This window comes from Henriciella marina DSM 19595 (assembly GCF_000376805.1).
In the GTDB taxonomy this organism is placed as follows: Bacteria; Pseudomonadota; Alphaproteobacteria; order Caulobacterales; family Hyphomonadaceae; genus Henriciella; species Henriciella marina.
On sequence record NZ_AQXT01000002.1, the window covers coordinates 1609862 to 1626920 of the forward strand.

Below are 17059 nucleotides of genomic sequence, written 5' to 3' on the forward strand. Positions count from 1 at the left end.
TTTACCCAAAGGTAGCGACTGGCCTTCCTTCCTTTGCCTGTGCATTCTGCCACGCGGCAGGATGGCGCGGGGGTGACGGGCACTGCTTCCGTGCGGCTCGTAAGAATGGTTGAGGCATCGGAGCGTTCAGGCTACCCAGCCCCTCATGGCCAATTACAAACTCATCGCCTGGGACTTTGACGGTGTCCTCAATGCGAACGTCACAGATGGCGTCTTTCAGTGGATGACGACCTTCGAAGCAGACACGGGCCTGCCGATCAATTCGCTGGCATCCTACCTCTTTTCAGGCCGCTTCCAGCGCGCCATGGTCGGAGAGGCAGACCTTCATGAACTCGTCGGCGACTGGGCCGCTGAACACGGCGTGCCGCACCGGGCAGGTGAGGTCATCGACTACTGGTTCGACAAGGACCACATTCCTGATGAGAAGACGCTGACCATTGTCCAGAAAGCCCGCGCGGCCGGGATCATGAATGTTATCGCGACGAACAATGAAGTTCACCGCGCCGACTGGATCGAGCAGCAAGGTTTCGGCGAGCATATGCACCGCGTCTTTGCCGCCGGACGCATGCGTCTCGCAAAACCGGATCTCGCCTACTTCGCACACATCGAAGACGCGCTCGGCTTTACCGGCAAGGACGTGATCCTCGTCGACGACATGGAAGAGAACGTCGCCGCAGCCCGCCAGCACGGCTGGGACGCCTTCCATTTCACCTCCGGAAAACACGATGCGCTGGTGGCAAAGCTAGGGCTCGCCTGATCCGTCATCCTTGCCCGGATCCTTTGTGTCGATAATCGGCAGCTTGCCTTCAATCATGTGGAACAGCGTCAGGATCAGCAGCGCCAGACACGTGACGAGCGCTGCAATCGCGATAAAGCCCGCCCCGCATGCGAGGCCAATCGCCCCGGCCAGCCAGAGCCCAGCCCCGGTGGTCAGGCCTTCCAGCCTGCCGCTATGACGGATAATCGCACCGGCTGCGATGAAGGCGACACCGGCCGTCACGGCCTCGATGATGCGCAGCGGGTCGGGGCGGATGCTGGAGGCATCGTCAGGCTGGTCAAGCATCAGACTTATCTCCAGGGCAATGACGGTGAAAAGGCATGCGGCCAGTGATACCAGCATGAATGTGCGCAACCCCGCTGGCCGGTCGCGAATCTCCCGCTCGATGCCGATCAGCGCGCCAAACAGGCAGGCTGCACCAATGCGCAGGAAAAGCTGCACCGCACCGATTTCGGTCGCAAACAGGGCATCCACTTGTTGCATGACCTTAAAACGCCAATTCCGCGGGCGACGTTCCAAGGCGCTCGCCATCATCGCAGACATTGCACCTGCCAAAACACCGCCCCGTCATCCCTCGCCCTTCTGCTCAAATCGTCGTCATCCCGGACGCACAGCGATCCGGGACCCAGTTGGGTTGAGCGCGAAGCATCATCTGTGGGATAACTCCATTTCATCCCCACCCTCTCAGGCTCAGCCATACTACTGCCATCTCATCCCCAGACAGGGCGGTCCGGACCGACCGGGTGGGGATGGTTCTCGCGGCGCTGGAGCCTGCCGGAAAGACCCCGGCAGGCTTACAGCAAAGCGGGAGGGCCTGCGGTCGGCAGAGATGCCAGCCGCAGGTGGAGTGCGAAGATGACCGATGCTGCCGGCAGGGCGTAACGCCCCTGCCAATGGCGGTGCGGCGTCATGTGGGCTCAGGAGCGCGGCTGGCAGGCCAGTCGCCGTGACCATACCGAGACGGGCCGGGAGTGGGACACCCGAACGGCCAGATCTTCGCAGGGCGCGTCCTGAACGCACGCTCTACAGCCACGCCGAAAGGCTGGCATTACTTATCGGCGTCCGCTCAGGACGCGCCCGGCCCTGTCACTGACTGGCAGACGACACGTACCGCCAGCGGGAGAGCCCTGCATGGCGCTTTTGGTGCAGGGGGCGATCAAGAGGCGCTCATCCTGAGCGAAGTCGAAGGACGATCGCCGGGAATGACCGAGATAGGCATCAAAAACCATTCCCCTCTCCTTGGGGAGAGGGGTCAGGGGCGAGGGGGAACCACACCAGATGCATCCGCCACCCTCGCAGTGATGCGAGTCCCGGACATCACGCGCCGACTGGCGGCGCCCCCTCATCCCCGGCCCTTCTCCCCAAGGAGAAGGGAGGTTTGCAGCCTTGAGCGCGATCCATCGCGAAGCGGGGATCAAAAACTGCGAAGCCTCGAACAGGCTCCATCGCGAAGCGCGGAACCAAAAAACTCAACATGCCCAGCCACACCTGACAAAGACGCGCTTTTGCCTTATATGCCGCGGCCACCACAAACTTTCTGCTGCGGGCCTTGAACCCGCTGGAGGAGAATATGACTGCTCTCAAGAGCGCCCCCACGGGCGAGCTCAATTCGCTTGGGTTTCCGAAACCGCCACCTGAAACACGTGTCGTGGCCGCCATGTCCGGCGGGGTCGACAGTTCCGTGGTCGCCGCGATGCTGGCCGATGAAGGTTATGATGTCATCGGCATCACGCTGCAGCTCTATGACCACGGCGCGGCGATTGAGAAAAAGGGCGCCTGCTGCGCGGGACAGGACATTCACGACGCGCGCAACGTCGCCGATCAGGTTGGTATCCCACACTATGTCCTCGACTATGAAAGCCGGTTCAAGGAACAGGTGATGGAAGATTTTGCCGACACCTACATGGCCGGCTCGACGCCCATTCCCTGCATCCGCTGCAATCAGACCGTCAAGTTCAAGGACCTCCTCGCCACGGCGAAGGAGCTTGGCGCCGACTGTCTGGCGACGGGGCATTATATCCAGCGTGCCGATGGCCCGGATGGCGCAGAACTTCACCGCGCCAATGATGCCTCGCGTGACCAGTCATACTTCCTGTTCGCAACGACGCGCGAGCAGCTGGACTATATACGTTTTCCGCTCGGCAATCTGCCAAAGACCGAAGTGCGGGAGCTTGCAGAGAAGTACAATCTGCCCGTCGCCGCCAAGCCCGATAGCCAGGACATCTGCTTTGTGCCGCAAGGCTCCTATGCGGACGTCGTCAAGAAACTGCGGCCTGGTGCCGGGCGCGGCGGTGAGATCGTGCATCTCGACGGCCGGGTCCTCGGTGAGCACAATGGCGTGATCCATTACACGATCGGTCAGCGGCGCGGGCTCGGTATCGCAACCGGTGACCCGCTCTTCGTCGTCAAGATCGATGCGGCCACCCGCCGAGTGATCGTCGGCCCGCGCGAAGCCCTCCTGACAGCCGGCCTGACGATGGAGGAGCTGAACTGGCTCGGCGATGGAAGCCTGGAGGCGGCCTGCGACAAAGGCCTGCCCGTGCTCGCCCGCGTGCGCTCCACCCGTGAACCGCTTCCGGCCCACCTTGGCTGGGACGGCGATCGCCCTGCCGTGTACTTCGACATCGCCGAAGAAGGCGTTGCGAAGGGTCAGGCCTGCGTCCTGTACGATTTGTCATCAAAAAGTCGTGTCCTCGGCGGCGGCTTCATTGCGACGACAATTGCCGCAGATGAACGTTTGAGCGCCTAAAAATAAAGGAAGATGTCCGGTTTCAGCACACCTGACCCAGCCCGGGACAGGTTTGCGAAGCCTTGATTAATGCGACCTCGGAGAATGCGTCGAATTTTCATGAAAACTCACGGGCTTTGCTGAAAACTGATTTAATCCGCACGCGCTAGACACCACTGACGGACGCAAAACGCGTCCTGAAATTTAACCGCTAAGAAATGGTGGATCTCATGGCGCAGCAAACCGCAGCTAGAACTCTGAGCATCAAGGGGCCGGACGGCCAGGTCATGACCAGGGAGGATCTGCCGCCGCCAGGCATTCGCCGATGGGTCACCCGCCGCAAGGCACAGGTCGTTGCTGCGGTTCGCGGCGGCCTTCTCTCCAGAACCGAGGCCTGTGAACGCTATGCGCTCTCCGAAGAAGAGCTCGCCTGCTGGTCACGCCTTTACGACGAACATGGCACCAAGGGTCTGCGCACGACACGTCTGCAGCAGTACCGGGCCCACTAGAACCTGGCACTCCATCATCACTGACCGGCGTTGAATGCGTTAAAGCGCCGTTTACGCTGACAGGCCTAGCTTCACGGAGAAAGTCCGAGGGGCAGGTCATGTCAGCGAATAGGTCAATCATGCCAGGAGGCACGCGGCTGGTAGCGCTTATCGCGCTTGCCATCGTCGCGTGCCTTTTCGCATGGCGCGCAAACACCTTGCTGAAAGACGGCGCTGCGCCTGCGGACGCGCAGACCTTTGAACAGCGGCAGCTCACCAGCCTGCTGGAGCCGGTCTTCGGTGCCAATAATGTCCGCGTCGCCGCCCATATAGGCGCCGACGGCAACCGCCAGTTCCTCGTCCTGATCAATAGCGACGCCCGCGGCGTGCCCGTAGATCGCCCCGTCTTCGACCGCGTCGTCACAATCCTTGAGGCGACCGCAGGCTATGACCGCGCCGCCGACAGTCTGCATATCCAGCCTTTTGCATTTGCTCCTGGAATTTCTGGCGGCTTTGAAACCGTCGAACTCTATGAGCTTGGGGCCCTTGGTGGGATCGGGTTTCTGGTTCTGCTGCTTGTCTTCGTGCAGCCAGCTCGGCGCGGCGCCGCGCCTGAACGGCCCACTCAACGCGATGAGCCGCCGCTGGAGCTTCCTGCCGCGAGCCAGGTCATGCGCACCGCACCTGACCACGGCGCGCCAGCCAATGAAGATGACTTCGATGAGGCCCGCCGGATGGCCGCTCATGATCCAAAGGCGGTGGCGCATATCGTTCGGCGCTGGATTGCAGGGGATAAGACATGACCCTTCCTGCCCTTCAAACGACCGAAAACACGCGGGAGCAACCCGGCCTTGCCCGCGCGGCCCGTCTGATGCGGCTGCTCGGCCCAAGCGCGGCGGGCGTCTGGAATGAACTTTCAGCTGGTGAGACGGCGCGCCTGCGCAATGCCATGACATCGGGCATCATGCAGCCGACGGCAGACGATGCCGCCCGGCTGCAACGCGAGATATCAACGTCCGGCCCCACCATCTCCGATGCGCCGCGCGACGTCTGGCAGACACTCTCTGAGGCATCGCCAGACGCTGTCGCCGCCATCATGGCTGCCGAACACCCCCAGACCATTGCCCTGATCCTGTCGCGCATGAATGCCTCCCGCGCGGCCCTGGCTGTACGGGCGCTGCCCCGCGAAATCGCCATTGCCGCCCTTCGCCGCCTGCTTCATGCTGGCCAGGCGTCCCCGGAAACCCTCGCCACCATCGAGGAAAAGCTTGCCGGTCTGATCGGCTCTGACCTTTCAGGCCCAGCAGCAACAGGTACCGCCACCGTGGCGCGCATCTTCGATGGTCTCGGCTCGGAGCTGGAAGAGCCGATCCTTTCCTCGCTCGATGAAACAGACCCCGGCGTCCGCGACCGTATCCGCGCGCTGATGTTCACCTTTGATGATCTCGCTTCGCTGGACCCGGCGGCCATGCAGACCATTCTTTCGCAGACCGATCGCGCCGTGCTCGCCACGGCGCTGAAGGGCGCATCCAAACCGGTTCGCGGCGCCTTCTTGCGCAACATGACGCGCCGTGCTGGCGAATTGCTGGTCTCGGAGGTCGAGGCGCTCGGACCTATCCGCAGATCGCGTGTCGAAGCCGCCCGTTCAGAAATTACTGCCGTCGCCAGGGAGCTTGCCCAAAGCGGCGACATCCTTTCCAGCGATGACATAGACGATGAGCTGATCGAATGAGCGCCGCCCCTCTCCAGTCCGTATCTCCCTTCGAATTTCGCAGCGACTTCGCCGCGCCTGATTTGTCGCCTGCAAAACCTGACCGGATAAATGTCAGCGTCACTGAGCTGGCGGCGCTTCTCGATGATACGCGCCAGAGCACGCTGAAAATGGTGCGCGACCGCGAAGCGAAATCCCGAAACATGGCGATGGAGCGCTCATCGGACGCGCTGCGGGTGGCGCTGCTGCAAATTGTCGAACTGGCCAATGCGCTCGAGAAAGCCCCTGTTTCCGAGACGGTGCGAGAAGATGCCAAAGCCCGCATCCGCAAGATCGCCGCAGAACTCATTGACGGACAAGGCAATCTCTTCCAGAGGTGATTCGTACTTTAAATTTAGGGTCTTGGCCGCGCGGTAACCGGCGCGAAACCATTTCAGCCAACCCTCTAATCGCAAGACGGGGAGGAGCAACATGGCGAGCGGACGCACACCTCAATCCGATTTGCTTGACGTACCCGTCCGGGTGGACGTCATTCTCGGCGAAGCGCGCATTCCCATCGAAGAATTGATGAAGATGTCAGGCGGCGACATCGTCGCTCTGGAGAAATCCACCAACGAACCTGTGGACATCTACGTGTCCGACAGGCTCATGGCGCGCGGTCGTCTCGTCGTCGCCAACGGCCAGCTTGGCGTCAAACTATCTGAAATCATTGACGAAAAACGCGCCGCCTGAAAGGGCGCCGATCGGACCATCCGCCGATGAGCCAAAAGCCTTTTACATGAAAGGCTGGGGATAACCGGTCCTTCCCTAACAATTTGAGAGAATTCGTTAACCTTTGTCGCCGACAACTGGGCTCCAGAATGGAGTGATTTGCTCATGCGCATGAAAATGTTCGCAGCTGAGAGTCTGGAAGAAGCAAAGGCGATGATCTTTGCTGAGATGGGCGATGACGCCATCATCCTCTCTGAACGCGAAGTCCCTGGCGGCGTTGAAGTCCGTGCCGCGACCGACAAGCTCGGCGGCGGTATGGTTCCGAGCGAGCCACGTTTTGTGACCCGGTTGAACCGTACAAATGGTGCGATGGGACGTCCGCAGGAAAATCCCCTGCGTAACCGTGTGCGCGACGCACTTCTCTGGCATGGCGCGCCTGCCCGTTTTGCCGAACGCGTTGCCGATGCCGGTCTTCCCGCGAGCGCGCGCAGCAGCGACCCTGCCGATATTCTTGCCTGTGGTCTGGACGCCCTGATCACCTGCAGCCCTATTTCCCCACGTCCTGAGCGCGACATCCTGCTTGTTGGCCCCCCCGGCCATGGCCGCACCGCGACCGCGGCAAAGATGACCCGGCGCGCTGCGGTGGCGGACACACGTATTCTTCCAGTAGCCGCTGACCTCGATGCGACCGCTGGCGGCGCACAGCTCGCCGCTTATCTGGAACTTGAACAGGATCAGATCCGTATTGCCCGGACACCGGACGATCTTTTCAACATGCTGAGGACGGCACGCGCGGACGGGGACCGCTGCGTGATCGACCTTCCGGCCATTGTTCCCTTCGACCGCGAAGACATGGCCAGCCTCAAGGACCTCATCGCCGTGATCGATGCAGAACCGGTTCTTGTCATTTCGGCAGAAGGTCATCCTGACGACCTTGCCGAAGCCGCGCGTGCCTTCGCCGATGCCGGTGTGAAGCGCGCGATCGTGTCGAAGCTGGACGTCACGCGCCGCCGAGGGGGCATCGTCGCGGCCCTGTCCGGTGCCGGCATATCCCTCGCCCATCTGGGCGTTACCCCCTTTATCGGCGGCGGGCTCGTGCCTGCATCGCCGGCCCGATTATCAAAGATACTACTGGAAGAAGCTTCAGTAGATTTCGCACTAAGAGGAGCCGCATGACATGAGCTTCATGCTTCCAAAATCGATGGACAGACCGAAGTCGCCGCAAGGCAAGTCCCATCACAGGCGCGTTGAACCGGGTTCGATCATTGCGGTCGCATCCGGAAAAGGCGGTGTCGGCAAGACGTTCATGTCGATCACGCTCGCAAGTGCCTTTGCCCAGCAGGGGCAGAGGACACTTCTCGTCGACGGAGACCTTGGCCTTGCCAACGTAGACGTCCAACTCGGGATCGAACCGGTCACCGACCTTGCAGCGGTCATCGCGGGCTGGGTTGAGCTGGAAGACGCCGTAACAGGCGTCGATGGCGGTGCCGGAGACGGCGGTTTCGACGTGCTGCCGGGCCGGTCCGGCTCAGGCGCGCTCGCAGAACTCTCTGCCGAAGAGGTCTCGCGGCTTGCTGCAGGCCTTTCCACGCTGTCGCTTCAGTATGACAAGATCGTACTCGATCTGGGCGCCGGCATCGAGGCCAATTGCATGCGCCTTGCCCGGGCTGCCGACAAGGCGCTCATCGTGATCACGGACGATCCGTCCTCAATGACCGATGGCTATGCCTTCATGAAAGTGCTTCGCGGCTACGCTCCGGATGTCGATCAGCATGTCGCGATCAACCAGGCGCCTAACCGCGCCACCGGCCAGCAGACTTATGAAGCCATTGCCATGGCCTGCCGCAAGTTCCAGGGCTATCGCCCACCGCTTGCCGGCATTGTCCACCGGGATGAAAAAGTCCGCGAAGCGGTTCGCTGCCAGCGCACACTGATCTCAACGGATCCGACGGCGCAGCCGATCCAGGATGCCATCGCGATTGCCCAGACATTCATCGGCCGCTCGGCCGGACGTGGACTTCATTATTAAGAGGTATGAACAAGGGGGACGAGTTTATTACCACTGTTAAACACTTGGTAATTATCCCCCAATAGATTCACATTGGTTAACGGGGCGGCTACGGTGTCGCTAGACTGATTCGGGAGAGTGACACATGCGAGTGCTTCTAATTGAGGATGACAGCTCCGTCGCACGCAGCATCGAACTGATGCTCAAGGCGGCTGGCTTCAACATCTACACCACTGACCTCGGCGAAGAGGGCGTGGACCTCGGCAAGGTGTATGAATACGACATCATCGTACTCGACCTCGACCTGCCGGATATCTCTGGTTACGACGTGCTCAAGCAGCTTCGGATGGCCCGCATCAATACGCCGGTCCTGATCCTCTCGGGTAATCCAGACATCGAAGCGAAAGTGAAAACGCTTGGCTACGGCGCCGACGACTACCTCACCAAGCCATTCAACAAGGATGAGCTGATTGCCCGGATCACGGCGATCGTCCGCCGCTCCAAGGGCCACGCCGAGAGCGTCATCCGCACCGGCGAAATCGTCGTCAATCTCGACTCCAAGACGGTTGAGGTCGATGACGACCGCGTGCACCTCACCGGCAAGGAATACCAGATGTTCGAGCTGCTCTCGCTCCGCAAGGGCGTGACGCTCACCAAGGAAATGTTCCTGAACCACCTTTATGGCGGCATGGACGAACCTGAACTCAAGATCATCGACGTCTTTATCTGCAAGCTCCGCAAGAAGCTCGCAAAGGCCACGGCAACCGCCGACAATCCGTCTGGCGAACACTATATCGAAACGGTCTGGGGACGCGGCTATGTCCTGCGCGACCCGAAAAAGAAAGAAGATGCGATCGCTGCCTGATCGCGCGCCTTCAACCGAACAGTCAGAAAACCCCGGCCCAGCGGCCGGGGTTTTTGTTTGCCCGTTTAGCCAAGATCATCGAGCGAAAACGGATAGTCGCGCGGCGTGCGCTGCACGCTTATCCACTGATCTGTCGTGAAGGCATCGATTGCCCAGCGCCCATTGAAGCGGCCGATCCCGGAGTTTTTCTCGCCGCCAAACGGGCTGAAGGGTGAGTCGTTCACCGGCTGGTCGTTCACATGGGTCATGCCGGCTTCAACCTGCTTGGCGAAGGCGACACCCCGCTCAATGTTGCGCGAGAAGACCGAGCTTGAGAGCCCGTACTCGGTCTTGTTTGCAAGCCGCAGGGCATCTTCCTCATCCTTCGCTCGGACAATCGGCGCGACAGGGCCGAAGATCTCATTGGTGCAGAGACAGGATCCCTCATCGACATCAACGAAGACATGCGGCGGGATCACAAGCCCGTCGCGCTCGCCGCCAAGACGGCAATCGCCACTTTCGCTTTTGGCCTTCTCGATCATCTCCATGACACCATCTGCCTGGTCCTCATTGACGAGGGGGCCAATGAACGTGTCGGGCTTCGACGGGTCGCCAACTTTCAGGGCTTTTGTCCGCTCCACGAACCGGTCGACGAACTCATCGAAGATGCTGTCATCAACGATGACCCGGTTGATCGCCATGCAGATTTGACCGGCATTCATGAACTTGCCCCAGACCGCAGCATTCACGGCGCTTTCAATGTCGGCATCATCGAGCACCACGATGGGTCCATTACCGCCGAGTTCCAGCTCCAGAGGCTTGATTATTTTTGATTTGGCGACCGTTTCAGCGATACCACGGCCGACTGGTGTCGACCCGGTGAACGACACAAGGCCCGGGATTTCGTGCTCGATCAGCGCCGTGCCGACGTCAGAGCCACCGCCTGGCAGCACACTGACAAGGCCTTCCGGAAAACCTGCCTCTTCAAGCAACTTCGCGAAGATCGTGCCGCCGGTGACAATTGAATCGCTGGCAGGTTTGAGAACGACGCCATTGCCGACCGCCAGCGCTGGGGCAAGCGTCCGCGCCGTTAGCTGCAGCGGGAAGTTCCAGGGGCTGATCAGGGCAACGACACCGATGGGCTTGCGATATGCGCGCGACTCCTTGCCCGGAATATCCTCGGGCAGGATGCGCCCTTCGACCATGAAGGGCAGTGCCACCGCGGCGCGCAGGACACCCAGTACCAGCTGGACCTCCAGCGCTGCCTTGACCTGCGTGCCGCCAATCTCGCGCGTGATCCAGCCCATGACCTCCTTGCGGCGCGCCTCCAGCGTATCGGCGAGCGCTGACATCTTGGCCGACCGCGCCGATGGCGGCAGGGCAGCCCATTCGGCCTGCGCTTTCTTTGCCGCCTTGCAGGCTTCATCGACGTCGTCTGGCGTCGCCGCTTTCATCTCGAAAATGGTCTCGCCCGAATAGGGGTTCTTGTTGATGAGGGTTTTGCCGGAGCCACTGCGCCATTCGCCGGCAATGTAGAGTTGGTCGAGATTTTGATAGGCGTCTGGCATGGCTCGCTCCTGTAAGTGGACAGAAGGAGAATTCCCGGGCGCGCCCGGCGTTCCGCAGGTGCGACACCCTAACCGGATATGGCCCTGTTCGCCTCAGGCGTGACATTGCCGGGTTCGACCACGTCACGCAGGCTCGTCAGAAAATGGGTGACGTTCTTTTCAGCGCCCGCAATATCGAACGACGCCAGTGAGGCCTCCGACCAGTCTTCAGGCGGGTTCAACAGCTTAAGGATAGCCTGACGCTCTGCCTCTTTCGCCTCGCCGAGCGGGAGTCTCCCTGCCTCGCGCAGCAATACGAGCAGTTCATGGACCCGGCGCATCCTGCGAAAGGCCTCGCCCATGCGGTCCATCAGCTGTGGCGCGTCTCGTAGATTTTGGCCCGCAAAGAGGTCCTGCACGACGCGCTGGCCAGCGCCGTGGCAATCAAAGCGCACACAGCCGCTACATCCTCGCGCATCGAGCTTGTCATGGATGTCGCATCGAAAATCAGTGTTCAGATGCCGACAAGGTTCACCGCCCGCCTTGTCGAAAGCGAAAGCGTCGGACTTGTCGAAAGGGAGCAGGAAACAGCAGAGCGCCGCGCATTGGCCGCAGTCTGCCTCAAGCGCGGGAAGGCTCACTCGCCTTCTCCGCCATCGCCAGCTTCGGTCCCCTTATCTCCGCCCTCGGCTTCCGAGGCCCGGCCTGACGGTTGCGGGCCCTTGGTCGATCTGCCCCGCCCCTTTCGGGAGCCTTGAACGCTCTTGCTGCGGTTCTTGGTCGGCATATCCGAGGCGCTATCGTCGCCCTCGTCCTCATCTTCATCCTCGCTCGCCGGATTAAAGGTTTCCGGCGCAAAGCCATCGGGCAGCTTCTCGAAATAGAGAGAGCGGCTTGGGAAGGCGAAACCTGCCTCATGCTCTTCGACCGTCTTCTTGATGAAGAAGGCGAGCTGTTCCTTGATGGCCAGCCACTCGCCCCAGGTCGTCGTCTTGGTGAAGCAGTAGACCATGAGATTGACCGCCGAGTCGCCAAACTCATCGATATGGACAAAGGTCGACACATCCGAGGCGGCTGCGAAATCGTCGGTCTTCTCGATATAGTCGGAAATGGCGCCGCGAATGGCGTTCAGCGTCTCGCTATCGGTGCGGTATTCGAGGCCGATCTTCCAGTAGATCCGGCGATGCGTCATGCGCGAGAAGTTGACCAGCGGATTGTCGGCGAGCTTCGCGTTTGGCACATAGACCGGTGCCTTGTCGAAACGGCGCACCGTCGTGGAGCGGAAACCGACATCCTCAACCGTGCCTTCGACGACCCCGTCCACAAACACCCAGTCACCCCTGGCCAGGCGCTGCTCAGCGATGATCGTCATGCCGGCGATGAGGTTTTTGAAGAGATCCTGTGCGCCGAGGGCCACGGCAACTGACAGCAGGGACAGCGAGGCAAGGAAAGGAATGACGGGGATACCCCAGACATTCAGGATCGCCGCACCGCCAATAAAGACGATAACGCCCTGAAGAATGCGGGTCACCCAGCCGATAAATGTCTCGCCGAGAACCTGCTGGACACGCCCAGCCAGGAGCAGCAGCGGTTTAATAGCTCTGTAAAGCGCCCAGAAAATCGCAAAGATGATGACTGACTGGGTCACCGAGATGAAGAAGGTGTCGACGTCTCCTTCCGCGCCCATCGCCTGGGCCGCAAAGAAAATACCTGCCGCAACCGGCAGCAGGGAGATCGGCGCCTTGAGCGCTTCGACAAGCTTGTCGTCGAATGTGTTTTCGGTTTCGCCAGCGAGCCTGCCAATCGTCGCCACGATCAGCTTGGCGATCAGTCCGCGCGCAAAGAACGCGACCAGCAGGATAACAATCGCGAGAACGCCCCGGCCTATCGGCTGGCCGAGGAACCCCGTATTCAGAACGGATTCAACCTGCGCCCAGAATTCCTGAAGAGACTGAACGACGCCGAGTTCCTGTAGCTTTTCCATCTGCGCTTCCCATTCTCGAACGCGCCAGACCGGCCGCGCCCTGTCTTGTCATAGCAAAACGCCCCGCAGGTCGTGCGGGGCGCTTCAGTGTCAGATAAGGGATGGTTTAGGCCGACTTGCGGTCGTCGTCCACCTCTTCAAAGTCGGCATCGACGACATCGTCATCGCTCGACGCCGAGTCAGCCTGGGCATCGGTCTCTGCAGCTTCTTCCTGCTGGCTGGCATAGATCGCCTCACCGAGCTTCATGGCTGCAGTCATCAGTGCCTGATGCTTGGCCTGGATGTCTTCGAGATTTTCGCCTTCGGCAGCTGTCTTCAGCTCCTCGCAGGCTTTTTCGATTTCGGCCTTCACTTCGGTGCCGACCTTGTCGCCATGCTCTGAGAGCTGCTTCTCGGTCTGGTGCACCAGAGCTTCGGCGCCATTCTTGGCTTCGACGAGTTCGCGGCGCTTCTTGTCGGCGTCGGCGTTGGACTCTGCGTCCTTCATCATCGTGTTGATCTCGTCGTCGGACAGACCGCCATTCGCCTGAATGGTGATCTTCTGCTCTTTATTGGTCGCCTTGTCCTTGGCCGAGACGTTCACAATGCCGTTGGCGTCGATGTCGAACGTCACCTCGATCTGCGGCACACCGCGCGGGGCTGACGGGATCCCTTCCAGATTGAACTGGCCGAGGATCTTGTTGTCGGCCGCCATCTCACGCTCACCCTGGAAGACGCGGATCGTCACGGCAGGCTGATTGTCTTCAGCCGTCGAGAAGGTTTGCGACTTCTTGGTCGGGATGGTCGTGTTGCGGTCGATAAGACGGGTGAACACGCCGCCAAGCGTTTCGATACCGAGCGAAAGCGGGGTCACGTCGAGAAGGACAACATCCTTCACGTCGCCCTGCAGAACGCCGCCCTGGATCGCTGCACCGATGGCAACAACCTCATCAGGGTTCACACCCTTGTGTGGCTCCTTGCCAAAGAATTCCTTCACCGCAGCCTGAACGGCTGGCATCCGGGTCATGCCGCCAACGAGCACGACTTCGTCGATCTCGGAGGTCGACTTGCCGGCATCGGCGAGCGCCTTCTTGCAAGGTTCGATCGTGCGCTTGACGAGGTCCTCGACGAGGCTCTCATATTTCGCACGGGTCATCTTGATGTTGAGGTGCTTTGGGCCTGACTGGTCGGCCGTGATGAAAGGCAGGTTCACTTCGTACTGCGTTGCAGACGACAGTTCCTTTTTTGCCTTCTCGGCTTCTTCCTTCAGACGCTGCAGCGCGAGCTTGTCCTTCGAAAGGTCAATGCCCTGATCCTTTTTGAACTCGCTGACGAGGTGATCAACGATGCGAAGATCGAAGTCCTCACCACCAAGGAAGGTGTCGCCATTGGTCGACAGCACTTCGAAGACACCATCGCCGATTTCAAGCAGCGAGACGTCGAACGTACCACCGCCAAGGTCATAGACGGCAATCGTCTTGCCTTCGGTCTTGTCGAGGCCATAGGCGAGGGCTGCTGCCGTCGGCTCGTTGATGATGCGCAGCACTTCAAGGCCGGCAATTTTGCCAGCATCCTTGGTCGCCTGGCGCTGGGCGTCGTTGAAGTACGCCGGAACGGTAATGACCGCCTGGGTGACTTCCTCGCCAAGATAGTTCTCAGCGGTTTCCTTCATCTTGGTCAGGATAAAGGCGGAGATTTCCTGCGGCGCGTATTCCTTGTCGCGGCCTTTCACCCAGGCGTCGCCGCCCTTGCCCTTGACGATCTCGAAAGGCGAAATCGCCTTGTCCTTCTGCGCGGTCGGGTCGTCGAACTGACGGCCGATCAGGCGCTTGATCGCATAAAAGGTGAAATCAGGGTTGGTGACGGCCTGACGGCGCGCCGGCATACCAATGAGGCGTTCGCCGCCTTCGGTGAAAGCAACCACGGACGGGGTTGTGCGGGCGCCTTCAGCGTTTTCAATGACTTTGGCTTCCTTGCCATCCATGACAGCAACACAGCTGTTCGTGGTGCCAAGGTCGATACCGATAATCTTTCCCATTTCTACTCTCTCTTCTTTCAGCCGCCGCCGTCTCTTTTTCTGGCCTGTCGAGGCAGCACCTCGAAACAGCGGCTCTACGGGTTGAGATTTGCACCTGCCGAAATGGCAAGCACGTCCTACCGCAGCGATATGGGAAGGCCTTTCGCTGGCTCAAGAGGCAGCCGCACATTTGCGTGAGCCCATTTCTCACATTCATAGGCTAAATCAATAGCAATTACGTGAACGATTGATTGGAATTCTGGCCCGGCCCGCCTACCTCTTGTGTCATGCTGAGAAGACCCCCACGACTGCCCCGCTCCCTGATCAAGACGATGACGTACAGTCTGATGCATCTCATCGTTGCCGTGGGTGTCGCCTATGCGCTGACGGGCAATGTGGCCATCGCGCTCGGCATCGGTCTCATAGAGCCCGCGGTGCAGACCATTGCCTACACGATCCATGAGAATATGTGGCGCCGCGCTGACCGCAGCGCACAGTCCACCGCCCCTGAAAGCGAAACTTCCATCGTCTGCGAGCCCGCTTAGCAGAGCTGAACTCCAATCGGGGTTAGCTGACAAGGGAACTCCAAAGCCTTTGCGTGCTTTCTTCTCATGATAGAGATGATGCGGGGGGTTGAATTCATGGGAACGGAAGTCTCAATGCGCCAGATCCTGATAGGTCTGACGGGGCTTGGACTGGTCGCGGCCTGCGAACCATCGGCAGGCGAAGAACGCACCGGCGAACTGCCAGACAAGGCGGGCCAGAAAACCCTCGCACAGACCGCCGCTAACGCAGCCTCCAATGAAGTATATGGCAAACCGCCCAACGGCACACGCGAAGCCCTGCCCCAGACCCTGATAGAGGCGTCCCGGTTCACCCTCACACAGCAATGGGAACTGGACGGTTTCACACATCCACAAGGCATCGTTCAAACGGCAGCTGGCGACTATCTCATCGCCAATTCCAGCGGCGGGAGCGATGAGGCAGGCGCTGATGGCTGGCTGTCGAAAGTTTCCGCTGACGGAGACATGGTTTCCGAGCGCTTTGCCACTGGAATGACGGCGCCGGGCGGCATGGTGATCGATCGCGGCGTCCTCTATGTGGCCGATGGCAGCGAGATCCACATGGTAGATCCGGGCAACGGCGTCCTGCTGCGCACGATCTCAGTGCCGGAAGCAGAAGCCCTCACCGATATCGCGGCCCTGAACGCAACGCTTTACGCAATCGATAGCGCCAATGCCACGCTCTATCAGATCGCTGGCGCTGAGGTTTTCACGTGGTTTCAGGACAAGCATTTTGTAGGCGCACGAACCCTGACGAGCACAGCCGACGCCCTGCTGGTGCCGAACGCTGACAACGGCCAGATTTATCTCATCGACGAAGCGAGAGCTATCTCAAAAGCTGCTAATGCAGCCAAAGGCATCAATAGTGTTGCCGAGGCGCCCGGCGGCTATCTGGCGACAGCCGCCCCGGGCAAACTCATTTTCGTTTCACAATCTGCCGAAACTGAAACACTACTAGACACCGGATCGAACGGCATCTTGCAGAGCCACCTTCATGTGTTCGGAGACACAGTGATTGCGCTGCACCCGCTGCCCGGCGCAGTGACCGCATGGCAGATCGGGCCGCAGAAAGACGTTGAGATCGACTGACCCTGGCGGGGTCTAGTTCGTCTGCCCGGCGCTGACCGCAACGATGGCCGCGCGCAGGGTCCGCTCGCCGATCTTCCAGCCGGACTGAAAGGTCTGCGCGATGGTGCCTGACGGGTGCTCGGACGGTATCTGGCTGACGGCTTCGTGCTTGTTGGGATCGAAAGTTGCGCCCGGCTCTGCATCGACCGCCGTCACGCCATGCTTGGCGAGCTTTGCGTGCAGTTCCTTCTGCGTCATCTCGATGCCGCCAAGCAGGTTCTGCCCGGCCTCGGTCAGGATCTCGCGTTCTTCATTCGGCAACGCTTCGAGCGCGCGCGCAAGATTGTCTGAAACGCTGAGCAGGTCGCCTGCGAATTTCTCAACCGCATAGGTCCGCGCATCGGCGATTTCCTTTGCAGAGCGCTTGCGCAGATTGTCCATGTCAGCGTGTACGCGCAGAACCTGGTCCTTCAGCCCGGCGACCTCACCCTCGAGCTCGGCAATGCGTGTTTCAGCATCGGGCTCGCCATTGTCTGCTTTGGCCGCTTCTTCCAGCGCCTCGGACTCTTCAGAGCCAGCATCAAGTGTTTCTGTTTCAACCGCTTCGGGTGGACGCTTCTGATCTTCAGTCAT

18 protein-coding genes are annotated in these 17059 nt (G+C 60.3%); 12 read left to right on the forward strand and 6 right to left on the reverse strand.

Annotation, left to right across the window (positions count from 1 at the left end):
• Positions 1 to 145 precede the first annotated feature (145 nt).
• Entirely contained in the window at positions 146 to 757 is a 612-nt protein-coding gene (locus F550_RS0107765) for an HAD-IA family hydrolase (RefSeq protein WP_018147971.1), read from the forward strand.
• Here the strand turns inward: F550_RS0107765 and F550_RS17245 are convergent.
• Complete coding sequence (locus F550_RS17245; protein WP_051076857.1) at positions 743 to 1261, reverse strand: MgtC/SapB family protein; 519 nt, start codon at positions 1259 to 1261, stop codon at positions 743 to 745. The two genes, F550_RS0107765 and F550_RS17245, sit on opposite strands and share 15 nt — an antisense overlap.
• 1087 nt (positions 1262 to 2348) lie before the next feature.
• Between F550_RS17245 and mnmA the strand changes: the two genes are divergently transcribed.
• The 9 genes from mnmA (at position 2349) to ctrA (ending at position 9289) form a co-directional block, all read left to right on the forward strand.
• Positions 2349 to 3527, forward strand: coding sequence for a tRNA 2-thiouridine(34) synthase MnmA (gene mnmA, locus F550_RS0107775; RefSeq protein ID WP_018147973.1), 1179 nt, complete (start codon positions 2349 to 2351; stop codon positions 3525 to 3527).
• Positions 3528 to 3736: 209 nt separating this feature from the next.
• Entirely contained in the window at positions 3737 to 4015 is a 279-nt protein-coding gene (sciP, locus tag F550_RS0107780) for a CtrA inhibitor SciP (protein ID WP_026180644.1), read from the forward strand.
• Between the two features lie 98 nt (positions 4016 to 4113).
• Positions 4114 to 4797: a hypothetical protein gene (locus tag F550_RS0107785; RefSeq protein WP_018147975.1), complete on the forward strand. Its 684-nt coding sequence runs from the start codon at positions 4114 to 4116 to the stop codon at positions 4795 to 4797.
• On the forward strand, positions 4794 to 5726 hold the full coding sequence (locus F550_RS0107790) for a FliG C-terminal domain-containing protein (protein WP_018147976.1): 933 nt from the start codon (positions 4794 to 4796) through the stop codon (positions 5724 to 5726). The genes F550_RS0107785 and F550_RS0107790 overlap by 4 nt, the downstream gene beginning before the upstream one ends.
• Positions 5723 to 6085, forward strand: coding sequence for a hypothetical protein (locus F550_RS0107795; RefSeq protein WP_018147977.1), 363 nt, complete (start codon positions 5723 to 5725; stop codon positions 6083 to 6085). The genes F550_RS0107790 and F550_RS0107795 overlap by 4 nt, the downstream gene beginning before the upstream one ends.
• 91 nt (positions 6086 to 6176) lie before the next feature.
• Positions 6177 to 6437: a FliM/FliN family flagellar motor switch protein gene (locus tag F550_RS0107800; RefSeq protein ID WP_051076823.1), complete on the forward strand. Its 261-nt coding sequence runs from the start codon at positions 6177 to 6179 to the stop codon at positions 6435 to 6437.
• 144 nt (positions 6438 to 6581) lie between these two features.
• A complete protein-coding gene (locus tag F550_RS0107805) occupies positions 6582 to 7592 on the forward strand; it encodes a flagellar biosynthesis protein FlhF (protein ID WP_040500479.1) in 1011 nt (336 codons plus the stop codon).
• A 1-nt stretch (position 7593) separates the two neighbouring features.
• Positions 7594 to 8445, forward strand: a complete 852-nt coding sequence (locus F550_RS0107810; protein WP_018147980.1) for a nucleotide-binding protein — start codon at positions 7594 to 7596, stop codon at positions 8443 to 8445.
• Positions 8446 to 8569: 124 nt separating this feature from the next.
• Positions 8570 to 9289 (forward strand): response regulator transcription factor CtrA, encoded by a 720-nt coding sequence (gene ctrA / locus F550_RS0107815; protein WP_018147981.1) that lies wholly within the window; start codon positions 8570 to 8572, stop codon positions 9287 to 9289.
• Positions 9290 to 9354: 65 nt separating this feature from the next.
• Here ctrA and F550_RS0107820 read toward each other — a convergent pair whose 3' ends face one another.
• From F550_RS0107820 to dnaK, 4 genes are all read right to left on the reverse strand, one after another.
• Positions 9355 to 10836, reverse strand: a complete 1482-nt coding sequence (locus F550_RS0107820; RefSeq protein ID WP_018147982.1) for an aldehyde dehydrogenase family protein — start codon at positions 10834 to 10836, stop codon at positions 9355 to 9357.
• Positions 10837 to 10904: 68 nt separating this feature from the next.
• Positions 10905 to 11456 (reverse strand): hypothetical protein, encoded by a 552-nt coding sequence (locus tag F550_RS18505; RefSeq protein WP_018147983.1) that lies wholly within the window; start codon positions 11454 to 11456, stop codon positions 10905 to 10907.
• Positions 11453 to 12799 (reverse strand): mechanosensitive ion channel family protein, encoded by a 1347-nt coding sequence (locus F550_RS17255; RefSeq protein ID WP_018147984.1) that lies wholly within the window; start codon positions 12797 to 12799, stop codon positions 11453 to 11455. Before F550_RS17255 ends, F550_RS18505 begins: the two co-directional genes overlap by 4 nt.
• Before the next feature lie 106 nt (positions 12800 to 12905).
• Entirely contained in the window at positions 12906 to 14816 is a 1911-nt protein-coding gene (dnaK, locus tag F550_RS0107835) for a molecular chaperone DnaK (RefSeq protein ID WP_018147985.1), read from the reverse strand.
• A gap of 311 nt (positions 14817 to 15127) precedes the next feature.
• On the opposite strand from dnaK, the gene F550_RS0107840 reads away from it, so the two are divergent.
• Positions 15128 to 15340 (forward strand): DUF2061 domain-containing protein, encoded by a 213-nt coding sequence (locus F550_RS0107840; protein ID WP_040500481.1) that lies wholly within the window; start codon positions 15128 to 15130, stop codon positions 15338 to 15340.
• Between the two features lie 96 nt (positions 15341 to 15436).
• Complete coding sequence (locus F550_RS0107845; protein WP_156807869.1) at positions 15437 to 16447, forward strand: hypothetical protein; 1011 nt, start codon at positions 15437 to 15439, stop codon at positions 16445 to 16447.
• A gap of 12 nt (positions 16448 to 16459) precedes the next feature.
• Here F550_RS0107845 and F550_RS0107850 read toward each other — a convergent pair whose 3' ends face one another.
• A complete protein-coding gene (locus F550_RS0107850; protein ID WP_018147988.1) occupies positions 16460 to 17059 on the reverse strand; it encodes a nucleotide exchange factor GrpE in 600 nt (199 codons plus the stop codon).